The following is an 18,822-nucleotide window of genomic DNA, read 5'->3' on the forward strand; positions in this document are numbered from 1 at the left end:
CATGAAACGCGAGTTGCTCAAATTTGTGTTCTTTGCCGCACTGATCTTCGCCGCGCCGCTGGCTTTCAAGGACAGCTACCTGATGAACGTGCTGGTATTCGTCGGCATAAATACCATGCTGGCGGTGGCGCTTAACCTGCTATTGGGATATGCCGGCCAGATCTCTCTTGGCCATGCCGGCTTTTTTGGCATTGGAGCCTATCTCTCGGCTATTCTGACCGCCACCTATGGGTGGAATGCGTGGCTCGCCATGCCGCTGGCGGCGCTTGCAGTCGGTATGCTGGCCGGGCTGATCGGTTTCCCGATACTCAAACTCAAGGGACATTACCTTGCCATGGCAACCCTCGGCCTTGGCATCATCATCTATATCGTTTTCAACGAGACCATCGATCTTACCGGCGGTCCTTCGGGGTTTTCGGGTATCCCCAACCTGACTTTCGGTTCCCTTGTGTTTGATAACGACATCAAGAACTATTACCTGGTCTGGACGTTTGCCCTTGCAGTGGTGCTGTTTTCCGTCAATCTGGCCGGTTCCCGTGTGGGGCGCTCCCTGCGGGCGGTCCATGACTCCGAAGTGGCGGCCCGGGCCATGGGGGTCAATGCCCGGCTCCTCAAAGTACAGGTTTTTGCCCTGTCTGCCGTCATCTCCTCCTTGGCAGGCAGTCTCTACGCCCACACCATGACCTTCATCTCTCCGGCCTCGTTTGGTTTTAATTTTTCAGTGGAGTTGCTCACCATGGTGGTGATCGGCGGCCTGGGCAGCGTGTACGGCTCGTTTCTGGGGGCTGCGCTGTTGACGCTGTTGCCCGAACTCCTGCGAGGCGCCCAGGACTACGACATTATCATCTACGGCGGCCTGCTGATGATCATGGTCATGTTCATGCCGGGAGGATTGGCGCGGGGCATCCCCGATCTTTTCAGGAGAATGACCAGGATACGGGAGGGGGCCGGTAATGCTTGAGGTGTCCGGCATCACTCGTATTTTCGGCGGAGTCACGGCCCTGGAGGATGTTTCCTTCACCATCGGGCAAGGCTCTATTACCGGCGTTATCGGCCCCAACGGCGCAGGAAAGACGACGCTGTTCAATATCATTACCGGTATCTACAGCCGGACATCCGGCAACGTCAAGCTGGAGGGCAAGGATATCTCTGGGTTTCCCCCGGAACGGCTGGCGCGCCTGGGCATGGTACGGACATTCCAGAATATTGAGCTGTTCGGCACCATGAGTGTGCTGGAAAATGTCATGGTTGGGCTCCATACCAAAAGCTCCAGCGGTTTGCTGGCTTGTTCCTTGAAAATGCCCTGGAGCATTATCGAAGAACGGCGTATCCGGGAAGCCGCCATGCAATGGCTTGAGTTCACGGGTATAACTGAACTGGCGGGTGATACGGCTGGAAACCTCTCCTTTGGTAAGGGGCGGCTGCTGGAGATCGCGCGAGCCTTGGCCGTTAAGCCTCGTATCATCCTGATGGACGAGCCTGCCGCCGGACTTAATAGCCAGGAGACCCATGCTCTGGCACAGTTGATCCAAAAGATCCGCGGGATGGATATTACGGTGGTTCTGGTAGAACACGACATGGAACTGGTAATGGATGTATGCGACCGGATTGTGGTACTCAATCTGGGTAAAAAGCTGGCTGAGGGCACGCCGCGGGAAATTCAAGAGAACCCCGAGGTTATCGCGGCATATCTGGGGAATGAATAGCCTTTGGCACAGTGCTGACGGGTTAGTGTTTCAGATTCTGATCTTATTTGGGTAGTGATTATTTCGATGCTGCGACTTAAAAATATAAATACCTATTACGGTAAGGTCCATGCCCTCAAGAACGTTTCCCTGCATCTGGGTGAAGGGGAGATCGTGACCTTGATCGGCGCCAACGGTGCCGGCAAAACTACGATCCTCAATACGATTTCCGGGGTGACGTCGGCTGGCAGCGGAGAGGTGCTTTTTCGCAAGGAAGTGGTTACAACCCTGACACCGGACAGGATCGTCAAGTGTGGTATTTCTCAAGTGCCGGAGGGACGTCAGGTGTTCAAGCCCCTCTCGGTTGAGGATAACCTGGAGTTGGGTGCCTACCTGCGTTACCGCAGCCGCGAGGAACGGTCTGCCATCCGCAGGGACATGGCTCAGGTGTTCACTCTGTTCCCCCGGTTGGAGGAACGGCGTCGGCAACTGGCTGGTACGATGTCGGGCGGCGAACAGCAAATGCTGGCCATTGGCCGGGCTTTGATGGCCAACCCCAAATTGTTGCTGCTCGACGAACCTTCCATGGGTTTGGCACCTTTGGTGGTGCAGGAAATTTTCAGGGTGTTGGAGCGGTTGCGTCATGAGAATGGCGTCACCATATTGTTGGTGGAGCAGAATGCCAAGGCTGCCCTGAAACTGGCCGACCGAGGCTATGTGCTGGAGACCGGCAAGATCATACTCGAGGGGCCGTCGGCGGAACTGCTGGAGAATGCCGAAGTCAGGCGGGCCTATCTAGGCAAGGACAAGAAAGAGATTTGGGAACGATAGGTGCTCTTACTCGCCATTGAAACATCCTGTGATGAGACCGCCGCCGCCGTGGTAAAAGATGGCTGTCAGATGCTCTCGTCGGTGGTGTCGTCACAGATTGCCATCCATGCCGAGTATGGAGGCGTCGTGCCGGAAATCGCCTCGCGTAAGCATCTGGAGATGATTACGCCAGTGGTGAGCCAGGCGTTACGCGAAGCCGGTCTGACCATGAAGGATATCCAGGGGGTCGTGGCAACACGCGGACCGGGTTTGGCCGGGGCTCTTCTGGTGGGACTTTCTGCGGCCAAGGCGATTGCCTTTGCCCAAGCAGTCCCCTTTGTGGGCGTACATCACATTGAGGGGCACATTTTTGCCGCTTTTTTGGAACAGCCGGTGGCGTTTCCCTTTTTGGCGTTGGTGGTGTCGGGAGGACATACCCATCTTTATCTTGTGGAAAACTTCGGACGGTACACAACCCTTGGCAGAACCATCGACGATGCTGCCGGCGAAGCCTTCGACAAATCCGCCAAGATTATGGGACTCGAATACCCTGGCGGTGCCCGCATCGACGCCTTGGCGCGGGGTGGGGACTGCCAGGCGGTACGCCTGCCACGGCCGCTGATAAATGACGGCAGCCTCAACTTCAGCTTCAGCGGCCTCAAGACGGCAATGCTCCAGCGGATCGCCAAGCATCCCGTAACCATACCGGGCCAGGATGCGAGTGACCTGTGCGCCTCATTTCAGGAGGCGGTCTGCGATGTCCTGGCTTTCAAAACCGAGGCGGCTCTCAGGCAGAATGGCATTCAACGTTTGGTGGTAGCGGGAGGCGTAGCGTGCAACAGTGCCCTGCGCAGCCGCATGAACCGCATGGCGGCTGATCTTGGGGTTGAACTGCATATCCCCACATCGGCGTTGTGCGGCGATAACGCCGCCATGCTGGCGGTTGCCGGCAATTATTATCTGTGTAACGGCTATGCATCCCCACTCTCTCAGGACGTCACCGCTACCTGGGAGATGGACCGTATCAAGGACCAGTTTTCATGACAACATTGCGTCGTCCACTCAAGTCCCTCGGCCAGAATTTTCTTGTTGACGGCAACATCATTGCCAAGATTATTCGTACCGCCGAACCGGACCCGGAAGATAGCATACTTGAAATCGGCCCCGGACGGGGGGCGCTGAGCGACCTGCTGGTACAGAATGCCCGCAGGTTGACGCTCGTGGAGTTCGATCATGCCCTTGCGGCCGCCCTGAAAGAACGCTACGCCGGCAATGACCTGGTTACGGTTATCGATGGCGATATCCTGGAGCTTGATTTGGCCGAAGTGCTGGGCAAGGAGCAGTCGGCCTGGAAGGTGGTAGCCAACCTTCCCTATAATATCTCCACCCCGATTCTCTTCCGTCTGTTGGAGATGCGCGGCCTTTTTTCCCGGCTGGTGCTGATGCTGCAGCGCGAGGTCGGTGAAAGGCTTGTGGCCTCGCCGGATTGCGCCGATTACGGGGTGACGACACTGCTCCTGGGGTTGTGGTTCGACATTCGCCGGGAGTTCATTGTCCCACCAACCTGTTTTCATCCCCGTCCCAAGGTGGATTCGGCAGTGCTGAGTTTTGTGCCGCTTCACCGCCCCCGGGTAGAGGTTGGCGATGAGGCTGTCTTCCGGAAGGTGGTCAAGGGAGCCTTTGCCATGCGCCGCAAGACCTTGTCCAACTGTTTAAAGGCGACGGAACTGGCCTCGGTGGAAGATTTGCGTGAAATTCTGCAACAGTGCGGTATCGATGGTAAACGTCGTGGAGAGACTCTCTCCATGGAAGAGTTTGCCTCGCTTTCGCGAAGCTTGTCGAAGTTTTCGTCTACAGCGGAATTTTAGCGGTGCCAAGAACAACTGTGGCAAGAGAGAGCTACACAACAAGGATGATATGTTCTTACTAGTTTTTCTGTGGCATTCTTAAAGGAACTACAACAAAAAAACCGCCTTGTAGCGGTTTTTTTGTTGTAGCAATGGGCAGAAATGGTTAGGCTTTGGCCTTAGTGGTTTTTGCCTTAACCGGTTTCGCTGCCTTGACCGCTTTTACGGCGGCTTTGGCCTTCAGCGGTTTTGCCGATGCGCTCTTCTTGGCGGCACGCACGGCGCGTGCCTTTTCCAGGTTGGCAGCCAGATTGTTCTCGTTGGCTGCCTTGCGGCGGGCCTCGGAATAATTTTTGGCGGTCAGGGATTGGCTCGCAGGGATATTGAACTGTTTGCGGTACTGGCCCGGTTTCATGTCGTGAGCCTGCTTGAGGTGGCGGGTCAGGGTCTTAAATCCGGTTTTGCCGCAGATCAGGCAACAGACCTGGTCGTTCTGAAAGGCCTTTTTGATAGGCATGGCGGGTGCGCCCGGTACCGCCGCGCCCTCTACTGTCATAGCGCCTTCAATTTCCAATTTTTTCAACGTTGTGAAGACCCGGTTTATTTCCTGAATCAGATCATCACTGCTCATCTCCGTACCGGCCGCATGGGAAGAAACGATACCCGCAGTCAGCTCAACAAGAGTTGCTGTCATACATGCCTCCTTAATATTGATTTATATTATTACGGGTTATCACAAAATCCTGGAATAAATCAAGAAAATAAATATGCAAAAATATGTTAACTACAGATATGTCACATACAAAAACTAGTTGCTAAGCAGAAGAAGGATATGGCATGAAGAACAGCAGGGCAATAACAAAGAGTGAAACGGAACAACAATCATGACGCCACCATTATTCTATCTGTTCCTGATAGTATCGCTGATTTCGCTGATACTGTTGATCCTGGTACTTGCCCGGCTCTCGCGCATTGCTTCAGGCGCATCTCTTGATGTACGTATCGATGGTCTGGAACGTCAATTGGAGCGAATGGAGCGTTTGCTTCGCGACGAGCTCGCCAGAAACCGGGAAGAGGCTCAACTATCGGCCCGGCAAGCGCGCGAGGAGGAGACATCGCTCGTCAGCGCCCTGGGGGATTCGCTCCTGAAACGGATGAGCGAGATTGCCGGTTTGCAGAAGAATCAACTGGACATCTTTGCCGGACAGTTAAAAAACCTGACCTCAAGCAATGAGGGACGGTTGGACAAGTTGCGCGAGACCGTGGAGGACCGTTTGCGGTTAATCCAGGAGGATAACGCCCGGAAGCTGGAGCAGATGCGTGCGACCGTGGACGAGAAATTGCACGATACCTTGGAAAAACGCCTGGGCGAGTCCTTCAAGCTGGTCAGCGAACGGCTTGAGCTTGTCCAGCGGGGCCTGGGAGAGATGCAGTCCCTGGCTAACGGCGTTGGTGACCTGAAGAAGGTCCTGTCCAATGTGAAAACCCGTGGCACTTTTGGTGAGGTTCAGCTGGCCACCCTGTTGGAGCAGATCCTGGCGCCGGGGCAGTACGAAACCAACGTGGAGTCGAAAAAGGGGAGCGGCCAGCGAGTGGAGTTTGCCTTGCGCCTGCCCGGGCGGGACGGTACGGCGGAGGGGATGGTCTGGCTGCCGCTGGACGCCAAGTTTCCTCAGGAGGACTACCTGCGGCTGGTGGAGGCCCAGGAGAGTGCCGACGCCACTGCCGCCGAGGAGGCAGCCCGCCAGTTGGAACGGGCGGTCAAGGAGATGGCCAAGGCCATCCGAGACAAGTATCTGGACCCCCCGCATACCACTGATTTCGGCATCATGTTCCTTCCCACCGAGGGGTTGTATGCCGAAGTGTTACGGCGGCCCGGGCTGGCCGAGACGTTGCAGCGGGACTGCAAGGTACTGGCGGCGGGTCCAACCACCTTGGCGGCGCTTTTGAACAGCCTGCAGATGGGATTTCGCACCCTGGCCATCGAGAAGCGCTCGGCAGAGGTCTGGACCCTGCTTGGAGCGGTGCGGACCGAATTCTCCAAGTTCGGAGCGGTACTCGAAAAGACGAGCAAGAAGTTACAGGAAGCGGGCAATCACATTGATCAGGCCGCAACCCGAACCCGGGCCATTGAACGCAAGCTGCGCGATGTGCAGGTGCTTCCGCAATCTGAGGCCGTGGCACTTCTCGACATACCGGAGATGAACGATGGGGACGAACCTGACCTATGACTGAAAAAGGCAATATAGCGCGCGCCGCCGGAATCCTCGGCTCGGCAACCGTCCTTTCGCGGGTTATGGGCATGGTGCGCGATATGGTCGTATCGCGCCTGTTCGGCGCCGGATTTGCGACCGACGCTTTTTTTGCCGCCTTTCAGATCCCCAACATGCTGCGGCGCTTTTTTGCCGAGGGGGCTTTGACGTCTGCGTTTGTCCCTATTTTTTCCGAAACCCTCAACAAACGGGGAGAAGAAGAAGCCCGGGAACTTGCCAATACTTGTTTCAGTCTGCTGACCATCATCATGGCCGGCGTAACCCTCGCCGGTATTTTGTTCTCTCCCGCCATCGTCGGCCTGATGTTCCCCGGATTCCATTCGGTGCCGGGCAAATTCGAGCTGGCCGTACTCCTGAACCGGGTGATGTTCCCCTATATCTTCCTCATCAGCCTGGTTGCACTCTGCATGGGAATCCTCAACACGGTCCGTCATTTTTTCACTCCTGCCATCTCCACGGTATTCCTCAACATCTCCATGATCGTGGCTGCCCTCTGTCTGCGAGGCTTTTTCTCCGTCCCCATTACTGCCTTGGCTGCAGGCGTACTGCTCGGCGGTGTCGTGCAACTATTACTGCAACTACCGGTACTGTGGAGCAAGGGGTTTCCGATCCGTCCCCGTTTCGGTTTCAATCATCCTCAGGTGCGCCGTATCGCTCTCCTGATGCTGCCGTCGGTCTTCGGCGTCGGGGTCTATTATCTCAATATTACCGTCAGTGCCATATTGGCCTCCTTGCTGCCTCAGGGGAGCGTATCGTATCTTTATTACGCCCAGCGGCTATTTGAGTTCCCTCAAGGTATATTCACGGTATCCGTAGCCCAGGCCGTGCTCCCTTCCATGAGTCGGCAGGCGGCCGAGGGCGACATACAGGGCATGAAGGAGTCCCTAGCCTTTGGCCTGCGTTTAACCCTCTTCATAACCATACCGGCTATGGCTGGACTGATGACCTGTTCGACCCCCATCTTCAGCCTGATATTCATGGGGGGGGCGTTCGACTATGCCAAAGCGGTCAATTCCGCCCAAGCGCTCTTCTATTATTCCCTCGGTCTTTCCTTCGTGGCAATGGTACGGGTCCTCGCCCCAGCCTATTATGCGCTCAAGGATACCAAAACTCCGGTCTGGACAGCTTTCTGCACCTTTCTGGTCAATTTAGTTTTGAGCCTCGCCCTGATGGGGCCCTTAAAACATGGTGGGCTGGCCCTGGCCACCACCATTTCGGCCTTGGGCAACATGCTGATGCTGCTCTGGTTCCTGCGTCGCAAGATCGGCCCATTCGGTGGACGGGGAATTGTCGTCTGTAGCCTGAAATCACTGATTGCCGCCGTGCCGATGGCCGTCGCGGTCCGTTATCTGTGCGGTTGGACCGATTGGTCGCTTGCGGGTCATAAAACAGGCAAAGCCCTGGTGCTTGGCGGGGCTATTGCCACCGGCGTCCTTATCTACGGGCTCTGTGTCCGGCTGCTGCGGTCGGATGAGGCGCTTGAAATGTTGGCGCTGCTGAAAAGAAAACTCGGCACGAAAAGGAGTGCATTATGAACTGCTATGCGTCCCTGTTTGAAACCGGCTTCGGAGTAGGTGCCGTCCAGACCGGAGATCACGGCGTCTGTCGGGTGCATCTCCCGGTGAGTGATGATTCATACCAGAGAGAATTCAGGGGAGTGCCTTCATCCGAATTGACGCAACGGGTAGCTGAAATGTTGAAGCGCTACTTTAAAGGAGAGCGGCAAGTATTCGATGATATACTTTGTGACCTGTCCTCAGTGACCCCTTTCAGGAAACGCATTCTGGAGCTCATCCGTGCCATTCCCTTCGGCAAGGTGTGGACCTATGGCCAAGTTGCCGCTTTGGCCGGAGCGCCGGGGGCGGCTCGGGCCATCGGCGGCGCCATGGCCTGCAACCCCCTGCCGATCATCATCCCCTGTCATCGCGTTGTTGCCGGCGACGGGAGGCTTACCGGCTACACTGCTCCCGGCGGCCTTTCCTGCAAAGAATATCTTTTGCGCCTGGAAGATGTTGAATTTAAAGGGCAACGAATTTTTCTGAAAAAATGACAGTTATGAACAGGTAAACTTGGCATGAAATTTATTTGTTGTATCCAAAACAGCTGTTCACAGGCTAACTACCCAAAATTCAAAGAGGCGTGTGCAACATGTTGAAATTACATTGAAATACGTTTGTGTAAAAAAAGGGCAAAGTGTAAAAATCGCTTGTAAAAATATAACTTTTGTATTTCATCAACACCGTTGTCCACATGTTATCCACAATTTTTGTGGATAAGCCGAAACCTGTTGGTAAAAGGTGTCACATTACTGTAACTTACCCCGCAGCAACCCCGTCATTCGAGTTTTTTGGCTTCTTCCCACAAGAGGTCCATGTCGGCGAGCGGAGTCTCATTAATCTTCTTGCCTTGTCTTATGAGGTTTTCCTCCACGTACTGGAAACGCAGTTGAAAGCGATTGATCGTTTTTCGTAGCGCCTCCTCGGGATTGAGCGATAGGAAGCGTCCCATGTTGACGATTGCGAACAACAGGTCTCCCAATTCATCCTCCATGCGGGTTTCATTGCCACCTTCCCAAGCCTCCTCAAACTCGTGCAATTCCTCCATGACCTTGGCAAAGACCTGGTCTGCGTGTTCCCAGTCAAAGCCGACCCGCGAGGCCTTTTCCGTTATCTTCTGAGCCTTGAGAAGCGCTGGAAGGTGAGGCGGTACGCCGGACAGTGCGGATAGGCGTTCTTCGCCCTTCTCTGCCTTTTTGATTCGCTCCCAGTTCTCTATCTGGGAGTTGCTATCCTTGATCTGCAGGTCGCCAAAGACATGGGGATGGCGTCTGACGAGTTTATCGCAGAGTGTCTGGATAACGTCGGCCATATCGAATTCGCCTGCTTCTTCAGCGATTGCGGCATGAAAAACCGGTTGCAGCAGCAGGTCTCCCAACTCCTCCTTCAGATGCTCCGGGGATTTTGCATCAATCGCCTCAATGACCTCGTAAGTCTCTTCAAGCAGGTAGCGCGTCAGGCTCTCATGGGTTTGTTCCGCGTCCCAGGGGCACCCCCCGGGGCCACGCAGTCGACGCATGATGTTCAGCAGCTCGTCAAAGGTGCTCTGATTGGCATGGATTTCATTCGTTGTACTCATTTTGCGGCCACCAGTTCGGCTGACAGTTCGTCGTAGACAGCCAGGGATTTTACGCTTGCCGACTCTTTCTTCGTGATGTCCTCGAAGGATTTCAGCTTTCCGTTGAAACGGCTGGCCTGGGTCTTCAGGCTGCTGGTGCTTTCGGACAGGAAGCTCTTTTCCTTAGGATCGATATCTTTTTTCACCAGACCCTTGACCTTGTTCCAGTATTCGTCCGTTCCGCAGGCGTAGTGATTCACGCTCTCCAGAAAGGATAGGGCGCCGGAGGAGAGGTCGGCGACCGCGGCCAGTTTTGCATGGGCATCGTTCATATCCTTCAGGAGTTTCTGATCGGCATAGCGGGAGGCTTCGGTCAGCGATCTTTCGTCCAGCGGTTTGGTCGGGTCGATGGCCTCCACCAGGGAGATGAAGCGCTGGGACGAGTTCAGGTAATTAGTTACCGAAACAGAGGCACTGTTGAGTGCCACGGTAAACTGGGTAATGAACTTGGTGAAGATCGAAGCCTGGCCGGCGTAGGGGACGGGAAGCATCCTGGCCACGACTGCCGCGTACGAACCCGCCTGGATGTAGCGGTTATAACCCGCCAAGTTGGCGCTCATCCATTTAACGAAGCCTTCAAAATCGCTGGTGGTCTGGCGTTGGGTCTTGACTTCGGCAGCGATCTCCCTGAGTCGTTGGACCTTTATCTGGCGCAGGCGTTCGACGGATATGGCCTTGACGGACTCAAGCTGTTTGACCTTTAGTTTGAGCCCTTCGTTCTCCAACTGGAGATTGAACATCTGCTCCTCGCTTGGTGTGGTCGGACCGCAGACATTTTCCTCGGCATGTACGCGGGCGGAGAATAAGAACACTAGGGCAACCAGAACAACGGTTGTCCCGACAGATGAGCGTCGTGTTTCGAGCATGGTGATGCATCCTTTTTCGGTGATGGGGATGGTGCGTTTATGCGCGATTTTTATATAGCGCTGTGACGGCTACAATGCAACGCCTTTCGCCATACTGAGCGTACCTGAGGCTACAATGAATTGCATTTGGTTCTGCTCTGTACTACCATAGTTTGGAGTACACTGAAATACTTGCCCGCGTTGCAGCCAAGCGGACTCGCGAGATAGAGGCTTATCCATGCCGTTCCCCGGACATTCCCGTTTTAGTCTGATCCAGAAGATGATCATCAGCTTTGCCCTCTGCGGAGTATGCATGATGGCTGCGCTGGTGTATGCCGTTGCAGGGCTGGGCACGATGCACCGCATGGAGGAGGAAATTGCCCAAAACGACTTGGCTGCGGCGACCATTACCATAACCCTGCGCGAAATGATGCTGACACAGGAGCGCTATGTCGGCAAGTTTCAGATTTTGCACCAGCCGGAATTTCGTGAACTTTACGACCAGAATGCGGAAAAATTCCGCTCCGAGCTGGCCTCGTTACAGCGTGTCTACCAAGGGGACGGTGTCGACAGGCTTGTGGCGGCATACGCGACGTACACCAATCTGGCCAGGCAGGTGTTCGGCGGTCGGAATGTCGATGCCACTGCCATGAAGCGGGCCACGGCGCAGGTGGAAGGTCTTATCGAACATATCCGGGTGGAGCAGAAGGAGTCCCTGGCGAACAAGCTGAAGCTGTCCGACGAAAAAGAGGCCAAGACCGTCACCCGCTCTATAGGGTTGGCTTTTGTCGGCGTGCTGTCGGCCTTTCTGGTGGCCGGCTACCTGATTTACACCTTCGCTTCGTCAATCGGTAAGCTGCAAACCGCAACCCATCGCATTGCTGCCGGGGATTTCGACCACAATCCCGGCATTCCGCCGGGGGACGAGATCGGTACCCTGGCGCAGGATTTTACGCGTATGGCTGCCAGGCTCAAGGAACTGGAGCAAATAAGCCTTGACGCCAGCCCCCTGACGCGCCTGCCCGGCAACATCGCCATTGAACGCTCCATCAGTCGACGGTTACGTGAACGGCTGCCGTTTGCCATGTGTTACCTGGATCTGGACAACTTCAAATCCTACAATGATCGCTACGGCTACATCAAAGCCAGTGAAATACTGCGCGAGACAGGTGAGTTGATCCATAACGCCGTCAAACGCCTGAATGACCCCGATGCCTTTGTCGGGCACATCGGCGGTGACGATTTTGTCGTCATCGTCAGCGCTCAACTGGCCAAGGCGGCCTGCCAGACGATCATCCAGGAGTTCGATGCCATGATCCCGTTCTTTTACTCGGACGAGGACCGGGCTGCCGGCTCATTCGAAGGGGTTGACCGGTACGGCGTGCCCCGTGTCTTTCCGCTCATATCCATGTCGATTGCCGTACTTGTCTGCGAGCCGGGGGATTATGCTACCGCCGCCGAGATTGCAACGGCCGCGGCCGAGGTCAAGGATCACGTCAAGGAATCATCGGGCAGCAACTATATCATCGTGAGGGAGGCAGGCAACTGTGATGCCTGAACGGATCATTGCGCTCATGCTGGCGCTCATGCTGGCACTTGCCGGAGGCGGGTGCGGCATGTTGCGGAACAAACCGTTTCCCGAGCCCGGTTCGGCTGTTGAACAGGAACGCCGCTTCGCCGGGGCACTGCATTATCTGATGCAGGGAAAAGAGCGGGAGGCACAAGGACTGTTAGAAAAGGTTATAGACGGCCAAGCGTTGTCCGGCGTGACGGATGAAGCGCTTTTTCGACTTGCCCTGCTCTATCTGCGTGACGAAGGGGGGAAGGGCGATACTCATGCCCATGCTCTGTTGGTTCGATTGAAAAAGGAGTATCCCCGCAGCATCTGGACCCGGCAGGCGGCACCTTTAATTGCATATCTGGCGGGAGTGGGCTCACTTCGCGACAACCAGCGTGAGCTGAAAATCCTGCGAGAGCGAAACTTATCCCTCACCCGCGAGAACAAGGAACTGCACCAAAGTCTCGATCGCCTGAAAAATCTGGATCTTGAGCTGGACCAAAAGATCAAGCGCTGAACATGGACCTTATCAAAGCGCATGAACCAAGATCTGTTTGCAGCTACGCCCGGTCGACCATCTGCCCACTTGTGAAGCCGGGCAATGGCATGGCTGCCACGGAAGTATTCTGATCTTGATCTGCTAGCTCCACTTATCCTTCATAATTCCAGGGAGAAGGGGAGTCACGCGGTGCGTTTTTTTTGTTCACTCCCCAGATATTCCCCCAGAAAGGCCCCTTTGTATTCCATGAACCGGTTGTTGGCGATCGCCTCCCTGATCTCTGCCATCATGGTCAGGTAGAAGTGGATATTGTGCAGGGCGGACAATACCGCCGACAGCACCTCGTTGGCGACGAACAGGTGATGGAGATAGGCGCGGGTAAAATGACGGCAGGTATAGCAGTCGCAACTGGGGTCGATGGGGAAAAAGTCGCGTTTGTAGCTCTTGTTGGTCAGGCGAATCTTACCCCGTCGGGTGAAGAGTGTGGCACTGCGGGCGTAACGGGTTGGAATGACGCAGTCGAACATGTCGATGCCGCGTTCGACGCTCTCCAGTATGTCCTCGGGCAGGCCAACCCCCATCAGGTAGCGTGGTTTGTTGTCCGGCAAGTGGGGCGCTGTCCAGCCCACTACCTTTTTGAGCAGTTCCAGCCCCTCGCCGACGCTGACTCCGCCGATGGCGTAGCCGGGCAGGTCCAATTTGCGCATCTCGCGGGCGCACATGGCCCGCAGATCCTCGTAAACACTTCCCTGGACGATGCCGAACAGAGCCTGGCCGTTGTCGGTCATGGCATTTTGGCACTCCTTGAGCCAGCGGATGGTTTTGCGGGTTGACTGTTCGGCATACGCTTTATCGCAGGGGTAGGGGATACACTCGTCGAAGGCCATGATGATGTCGGCCCCCAGGTCCTGTTGGATTCGGGTGGCACTGGCCGGGTCGAGATAGATCTCCTCACCGGTCACCTCATGTTTGAAAAAGACGCCGTCCGCGGTGATCCGTTTGTTGGGAAGCGAAAAAACCTGGAATCCGCCGGAATCGGTCAGGATCGGCTTGTCCCACGCCATGAACTTGTGCAGGCCTCCGGCCTTTTTCACCAGACCTTCACCAGGTTGCAGGTGGAGGTGATAGGTATTGCTGAGGATAATCCTTGCGCCGGTCTCTTCAATCTGCGCCGGGGTGAGCGGTTTCATGGCGCCGTGGGTGGCCACCGGCATGAAAATGGGCGTGGGTATTTCGCCACGGGAAGTGGTGACAATCCCCAGACGGGCAGCGGAATGCTTGTCTTTTTTGATCAAATGGAATAACATTTAGCCCCTCGTTATTAAGTCCGTTCTAAAGCCGTTCGCATCATAACCACGACGACAGCATCACTGGAAGGTGCTGGTGTGAATCATGTCATGTGTCCCCAACCAAGAGTTGCAACAGCGTGTAGCTTACTATCAGAATGTCAACCCAAATGCAATCCCGCTGACGACTGGGATGCTGAGGTGTTTTAACGGTATTCTGTATACACAAAACCCTTGCAATTTTTTATAACGGTGTTTACTATGCCCTGTCTGGATTTCGCAGAGGAACCTATTTGGCATTAATTGCATGACTGCCGCATCTAAATACACTCGAAGGAGGATGGAATGCAGGTTGTCTTAAGGTTGTGCTGGCGTGGTCCCCCGCGATTTTCCCGTTTTCCGCATGATTTACACTCATTCAAACTCAACTGATGTTCAAGCAGTATCACCATTTTGAAAAGGAAGGAACTTTTATGCAACTGTCATCCTCGTCTATCGGCAGAAAGATCCTGATGGCGGTCACAGGCCAGCTTATGATCCTGTTTGTCCTGGTCCATCTGATCGGCAACACGACTATCTTTGGGTGGCTTCATGGGGGCATCAACGCCTACGCCGAGCATCTCCACGCTTTGCCGCCGCTCGTGTGGGCATTTCGGCTCTTCATGCTGGCGGCCGTTTCCATTCACATCTGGTACGGCATTCAGTTGACCATCGAGAACCGCGGCGGCAGACCGCAGCAGTATGCCGTCAAGGCAACCCAGAAGGCCACCTTCGCCAGTGAGAACATGATCTGGAGCGGCCTCCTCATCCTTGCTTTCATTGTGTATCATCTGCTGCACTTCACTATGAAAGTGATTCCGGGCATGGCGCTGGTGACCGACGCCGAGGGTACGGTCAACGTATATACCATGGTGGTTTCCAGTTTCCAGAGCTTCTTTGTGTTCTCCATCTATGCAGGCGCAATGGTGGCCCTGTTCCTCCACCTCTCCCACGGTATCCAGAGTTCCTCGCAAACTATAGGCTGTAGTAATGATCGCACGCTACCAGTCATTGTAAAGGCGAGCACGCTGGTGGCTCTGGCCTTGCTGTTGGGGTACGTTGCCATCCCGTTGTCAATTATTTCTGGATTTCTGAAAGGTTAAGGGGGTTACCGTGATACTTGATGGAAAATGTCCAACCGGACCAATTGAGCAAACCTGGGACAAACACCGCTTTGACCTGAAGCTGGTAAATCCCGCCAATAAACGTAAATACAACGTCATCGTGGTCGGCACCGGCCTGGCCGGTGGTGCCGCCGCCGCCACTCTCGGGGAGTTGGGCTACAACGTGCAGGCATTCTGTTATCAGGATTCGCCCCGGCGCGCCCATTCTATCGCTGCTCAGGGCGGGATCAACGCCGCCAAGGCGTATCCCAACGACGGCGACTCCATCTACCGCCTGTTCTACGACACCATCAAGGGGGGTGACTTCCGTGCCCGTGAGGCCGACGTGTGGCGCCTGGCCCAGGTGTCCAACAACATCATCGACCAGTGCGTGGCCCAAGGCGTGCCCTTTGCACGTGACTACGCCGGCTACCTTGACAACCGCTCCTTCGGTGGCGCCCAGGTGTCCCGTACGTTCTATGCCCGCGGTCAAACGGGGCAACAACTCCTGTTGGGCGCCTATGCAGCCCTGTCCCGCCAGATCAAGGCAGGTACGGTCAAGATGTACAACCGCCGCGAGATGCTTGATCTGGTCGTTGTTGACGGCGTGGCCAAGGGAATTACGGTGCGCAACCTGATCTCCGGCGAACTGGAAAGCTATGCGGCCGATGCGGTTTGCCTCTGCACCGGCGGCTACGTGAACGTTTTCTATCTCTCCACCAACGCCATGGGATGCTCGGTCACGGCCAACTGGAAGGCCCACAAGAAAGGCGCTTTCTTCGCCAACCCTTGCTACACCCAGATCCATCCGACCTGCATTCCCCAGGCTGGCGACTATCAATCCAAGCTGACCCTCATGTCGGAGTCTCTGCGCAATGACGGCCGTTGCTGGGTGCCCAAGAAGAAAGAAGACCTGGGCAAGCATCCCAACGATATCGCGGAAGAGGATCGCGATTACTACCTCGAGCGCAAGTATCCCTCCTTCGGCAACTTGGCCCCCCGTGACATCGCCTCCCGCGCCGCCAAGGAACAGTGCGACGATGGTCGCGGCGTCGGCCCGGGCGGCCGTGGCGTGTATCTGGATTTCAGCAGTGCCATCAAACGCGTCGGCGAAGACACCATTCGTGAACGCTACGGCAATCTGTTCGAGATGTATGAGAAGATCACTGACGAAAATGGTTACAAACGCCCCATGCGTATGTATCCCGCGCCGCACTACTCCATGGGCGGTTTGTGGGTCGATTACAACCTGATGAGCAATGTCCCCGGCCTGTTTGTGCTGGGCGAAGCCAACTTCTCGGTCCATGGCGCCAACCGCCTGGGTGCCTCGGCCCTCATGCAGGGTCTGGCCGACGGTTACTTCGTCATCCCCTACACCATCGGCGGCTACCTTGCCACGGTCAAACCCTCTGGCACGGCCACCGACAACCCCGAGTTCAAGAAGTCGGTGGATGATGTGGCGGCATATCGCGACAGACTGCTCAAAATCAACGGCAAAAAGACCGTCAGCGAATTCATGCGGGAGCTGGGCGGCCTCATGTGGGAAAACTGCGGTATGGCCCGCAGCAAGGAGTCTCTGGAGACCAACCTCAAGAAAATTCCAGCCCTGAGGGAAGAGTTCTGGAAGAATGTCAAGGTCACCGGGACCGGTAACGATCTCAATCAGGATCTGGAAAACGCTGGCCGTACCGCCGACTTCCTGGAGTTCGGTGAACTGCTCTGCCGCGATGCCCTGCACCGCAATGAGTCGTGCGGCGGCCACTTCCGCGTGGAATACCAGTACGACGACGGTGAAGCCAAGCGCAACGACGTGGACTACTGCTATGTCGGTGCCTGGGAATACAAAGGCGATAATAAAGAGTCAGAACTACACAAGGAGCCGTTAAAGTTCGATAACGTACATCTCGCCGTAAGGAGCTACAAATAATGAGCGATCACAAGACCATGACACTGACCCTCATCGTGTGGCGCCAGAAGGGGCCTAACGATCCCGGCAAATTCGAAACCTATACCGCTAAGGGCATCACTGATCATCACTCCTTCCTGGAGATGCTCGATGTCGTCAACGAAGACCTGATCCACGCCGGCAAGGAGCCGATCGTCTTCGATCACGACTGCCGCGAAGGCATCTGCGGCATGTGCTCCCAGGTCATCAACGGCAAGGCGCATGGCGGCCAGGAGCGCACCACGGTCTGCCAGCTTCACATGCGCAAGTTCAAAGATGGGGACACTATCTATATCGAACCCTGGAGAGCTCGCGCTTTTCCGATCATCAAGGATCTGATCGTGGACCGCTCCGCCCTCGATACCATCGTCCAGGCCGGTGCCTACGTTTCCTGCCATACCGGCGGGGTGCCCGACGGCAACGCCATCCTGATCCCGAAACCGGCTGCCGATGAGGCCATGGACGCCGCCGAATGTATCGGCTGCGGGGCCTGTGTGGCCGGTTGCCCCAACGGCGCCGCCATGCTGTTCACCGGCGCCAAGGTATCCCAATACGCGCTTCTGCCCCAGGGCAAATCAGAGGCAGCTACGCGTGTCAAGAATCTGGTTGAAGCCATGGCACAGTGCGGATTTGGTAATTGCACCAATCACTACGAGTGCCAGGTAGCCTGCCCCAAGGGAATCAACGTCAAGTTCATTGCGCGAATGAACCGCGAATTTTTGAAGGCTCAGTTTTCCTAATTCTGTTATGCCTTAAGCCGTTATGTGTTACAATCGGGGCACCCTGCTGGGCGCCCCGATTTTTTTGTCGCAAATGAGGTCATGCATTGGATTTCAGTTTCGTTCACCTCCGTTTCACCATTCGTACCCGCGACACCTCACGTCTGGTTTCGTATCTGTATCGCAGTGGCCCGGACTTTGCCGAGGTGTTCAGGCGTATTGTCTGCCGCAGGAATGCCACCGAATGTTCCGACGATCCAAGCTGCACCGACTGTCCTCGTCGTGTTTTGTTCGGTCAGCAGCTTGGTGCCGACCCGTCCGCAGTGAAGTGCCATCAAAAGCCCCCTTTACCGTTCATTTTTTCCTTTCCCACCCACGGCACAACCTCAAAACAGGCTGATAGCTTTACCTGCACGCTCGTTCTGGTGGGAAAGGCACTCAATCATACAACGGAATTCATCAAAGCCCTGAGCTCCCTGCTCATAAACGGATGCCAGGTCGGGCAATTCGCCGAAGCAACCATCTCCCTAGTGGAATCGCTGGATTTTTACGGAAATCCAACGACGATAGCCGTTGGGGTGGTCGCGCCGGACACGGGAAATCTGGTCACACTCGACGCTCAAGGCATCGTTGACAGTCGCTGCCGTCCGACCGATACCGTGGGAATTGCCTTCATAACCCCGCTTAAACTGGCAAAAACCGGCAAGATCATGTGTTCGTTTGATGCCGGACAGTTCCTTCGTTCGCTGATGCGCAGGGTTTCCGCTCTGGCTTATTACTATTGTAGCTATGAAATGCGAGACAACTTCCGCGAGTATGCCTATGCCGCCAACCGCATTGAACTCCTGGAAGACAATTTTTTCTTCGCCGATGCGGGGCATCGGTCCCTGGCGCTGTCCGGGGTCTTGGGAAACGGCGTCATGAGCGGCGATTTCAACGATCTCATGCCGTTTCTCGCGTTGGGAGAGTACCTGCATCTTGGTAAAGGGGCTTCCTACGGGATGGGGCAGTACCGGTTGTCTTGGTGAAAACTCTGTTT

The 18,822-nt window shown here is 55.5% G+C and carries 18 protein-coding genes; 14 read left to right on the forward strand and 4 right to left on the reverse strand.

Features of this window, described 5'->3' with window-relative positions; translation table 11 throughout:
- Position 1: 1 nt before the first annotated feature.
- From LDN12_RS08145 to rsmA, 5 genes are all read left to right on the forward strand, one after another.
- Positions 2–961 (forward strand): branched-chain amino acid ABC transporter permease, encoded by a 960-nt coding sequence (locus LDN12_RS08145; protein ID WP_223922170.1) that lies wholly within the window; start codon positions 2–4, stop codon positions 959–961.
- Entirely contained in the window at positions 954–1,706 is a 753-nt protein-coding gene (locus LDN12_RS08150) for an ABC transporter ATP-binding protein (protein ID WP_223922171.1), read from the forward strand. Before LDN12_RS08145 ends, LDN12_RS08150 begins: the two co-directional genes overlap by 8 nt.
- A 66-nt stretch (positions 1,707–1,772) precedes the next feature.
- Entirely contained in the window at positions 1,773–2,516 is a 744-nt protein-coding gene (locus LDN12_RS08155; RefSeq protein WP_223922172.1) for an ABC transporter ATP-binding protein, read from the forward strand.
- Positions 2,517–3,539 (forward strand): tRNA (adenosine(37)-N6)-threonylcarbamoyltransferase complex transferase subunit TsaD, encoded by a 1,023-nt coding sequence (tsaD, locus tag LDN12_RS08160; RefSeq protein ID WP_223922173.1) that lies wholly within the window; start codon positions 2,517–2,519, stop codon positions 3,537–3,539.
- Complete coding sequence (gene rsmA, locus LDN12_RS08165; protein WP_223922174.1) at positions 3,536–4,363, forward strand: 16S rRNA (adenine(1518)-N(6)/adenine(1519)-N(6))-dimethyltransferase RsmA; 828 nt, start codon at positions 3,536–3,538, stop codon at positions 4,361–4,363. Before tsaD ends, rsmA begins: the two co-directional genes overlap by 4 nt.
- A 145-nt stretch (positions 4,364–4,508) precedes the next feature.
- On the opposite strand, the gene LDN12_RS08170 is transcribed toward rsmA, so the two are convergent.
- Positions 4,509–5,036: a MucR family transcriptional regulator gene (locus LDN12_RS08170; RefSeq protein WP_223922175.1), complete on the reverse strand. Its 528-nt coding sequence runs from the start codon at positions 5,034–5,036 to the stop codon at positions 4,509–4,511.
- 190 nt (positions 5,037–5,226) lie between these two features.
- Here LDN12_RS08170 and LDN12_RS08175 point away from each other — a divergent pair, with 190 nt between their 5' ends.
- Genes LDN12_RS08175 through LDN12_RS08185 form a run of 3 tightly spaced genes read left to right on the forward strand, consistent with a single transcriptional unit; the run spans position 5,227 to position 8,665 of the window.
- A complete protein-coding gene (locus LDN12_RS08175) occupies positions 5,227–6,573 on the forward strand; it encodes a DNA recombination protein RmuC (protein ID WP_223922176.1) in 1,347 nt (448 codons plus the stop codon).
- Positions 6,570–8,150, forward strand: coding sequence for a murein biosynthesis integral membrane protein MurJ (murJ, locus tag LDN12_RS08180; protein WP_223922177.1), 1,581 nt, complete (start codon positions 6,570–6,572; stop codon positions 8,148–8,150). Before LDN12_RS08175 ends, murJ begins: the two co-directional genes overlap by 4 nt.
- Positions 8,147–8,665: a methylated-DNA--[protein]-cysteine S-methyltransferase gene (locus LDN12_RS08185; RefSeq protein WP_223922178.1), complete on the forward strand. Its 519-nt coding sequence runs from the start codon at positions 8,147–8,149 to the stop codon at positions 8,663–8,665. The genes murJ and LDN12_RS08185 overlap by 4 nt, the downstream gene beginning before the upstream one ends.
- 284 nt (positions 8,666–8,949) lie before the next feature.
- Here LDN12_RS08185 and mazG read toward each other — a convergent pair whose 3' ends face one another.
- Both mazG and LDN12_RS08195 read right to left on the reverse strand, forming a co-directional pair.
- Positions 8,950–9,750: a nucleoside triphosphate pyrophosphohydrolase gene (gene mazG / locus LDN12_RS08190; RefSeq protein WP_223922179.1), complete on the reverse strand. Its 801-nt coding sequence runs from the start codon at positions 9,748–9,750 to the stop codon at positions 8,950–8,952.
- Complete coding sequence (locus tag LDN12_RS08195) at positions 9,747–10,655, reverse strand: hypothetical protein (RefSeq protein WP_223922180.1); 909 nt, start codon at positions 10,653–10,655, stop codon at positions 9,747–9,749. The genes mazG and LDN12_RS08195 overlap by 4 nt, the downstream gene beginning before the upstream one ends.
- 217 nt (positions 10,656–10,872) lie before the next feature.
- Here LDN12_RS08195 and LDN12_RS08200 point away from each other — a divergent pair, with 217 nt between their 5' ends.
- Positions 10,873–12,192, forward strand: coding sequence for a diguanylate cyclase (locus tag LDN12_RS08200; RefSeq protein ID WP_223922181.1), 1,320 nt, complete (start codon positions 10,873–10,875; stop codon positions 12,190–12,192).
- Entirely contained in the window at positions 12,185–12,709 is a 525-nt protein-coding gene (locus LDN12_RS08205; protein ID WP_223922182.1) for a tol-pal system YbgF family protein, read from the forward strand. The genes LDN12_RS08200 and LDN12_RS08205 overlap by 8 nt, the downstream gene beginning before the upstream one ends.
- Positions 12,710–12,873: 164 nt before the next feature.
- Here LDN12_RS08205 and tgt read toward each other — a convergent pair whose 3' ends face one another.
- Positions 12,874–13,998 carry a tRNA guanosine(34) transglycosylase Tgt gene (gene tgt / locus LDN12_RS08210; RefSeq protein WP_223922183.1) on the reverse strand — a complete coding sequence of 375 codons (1,125 nt, stop codon included), beginning with the start codon at positions 13,996–13,998 and terminating at the stop codon, positions 12,874–12,876.
- A 452-nt stretch (positions 13,999–14,450) separates the two neighbouring features.
- On the opposite strand from tgt, the gene LDN12_RS08215 reads away from it, so the two are divergent.
- The 4 genes from LDN12_RS08215 to cas6 all read left to right on the forward strand — a co-directional run bounded on the left by LDN12_RS08215 (position 14,451) and on the right by cas6 (position 18,811).
- Positions 14,451–15,119, forward strand: coding sequence for a succinate dehydrogenase cytochrome b subunit (locus tag LDN12_RS08215; protein ID WP_223922184.1), 669 nt, complete (start codon positions 14,451–14,453; stop codon positions 15,117–15,119).
- A gap of 10 nt (positions 15,120–15,129) precedes the next feature.
- Positions 15,130–17,046 (forward strand): fumarate reductase/succinate dehydrogenase flavoprotein subunit, encoded by a 1,917-nt coding sequence (locus LDN12_RS08220; RefSeq protein ID WP_223922185.1) that lies wholly within the window; start codon positions 15,130–15,132, stop codon positions 17,044–17,046.
- Positions 17,046–17,804, forward strand: a complete 759-nt coding sequence (locus LDN12_RS08225) for a succinate dehydrogenase/fumarate reductase iron-sulfur subunit (RefSeq protein ID WP_223922186.1) — start codon at positions 17,046–17,048, stop codon at positions 17,802–17,804. Before LDN12_RS08220 ends, LDN12_RS08225 begins: the two co-directional genes overlap by 1 nt.
- Positions 17,805–17,890: 86 nt before the next feature.
- Positions 17,891–18,811 (forward strand): CRISPR system precrRNA processing endoribonuclease RAMP protein Cas6, encoded by a 921-nt coding sequence (gene cas6 / locus LDN12_RS08230; protein WP_223922187.1) that lies wholly within the window; start codon positions 17,891–17,893, stop codon positions 18,809–18,811.
- The last annotated feature ends 11 nt before the right edge of the window (positions 18,812–18,822 follow it).

Origin of the sequence: Geobacter sp. AOG2 (assembly GCF_019972295.1) — a bacterium.
Taxonomy (GTDB): Bacteria; Desulfobacterota; Desulfuromonadia; order Geobacterales; family Pseudopelobacteraceae; genus Oryzomonas.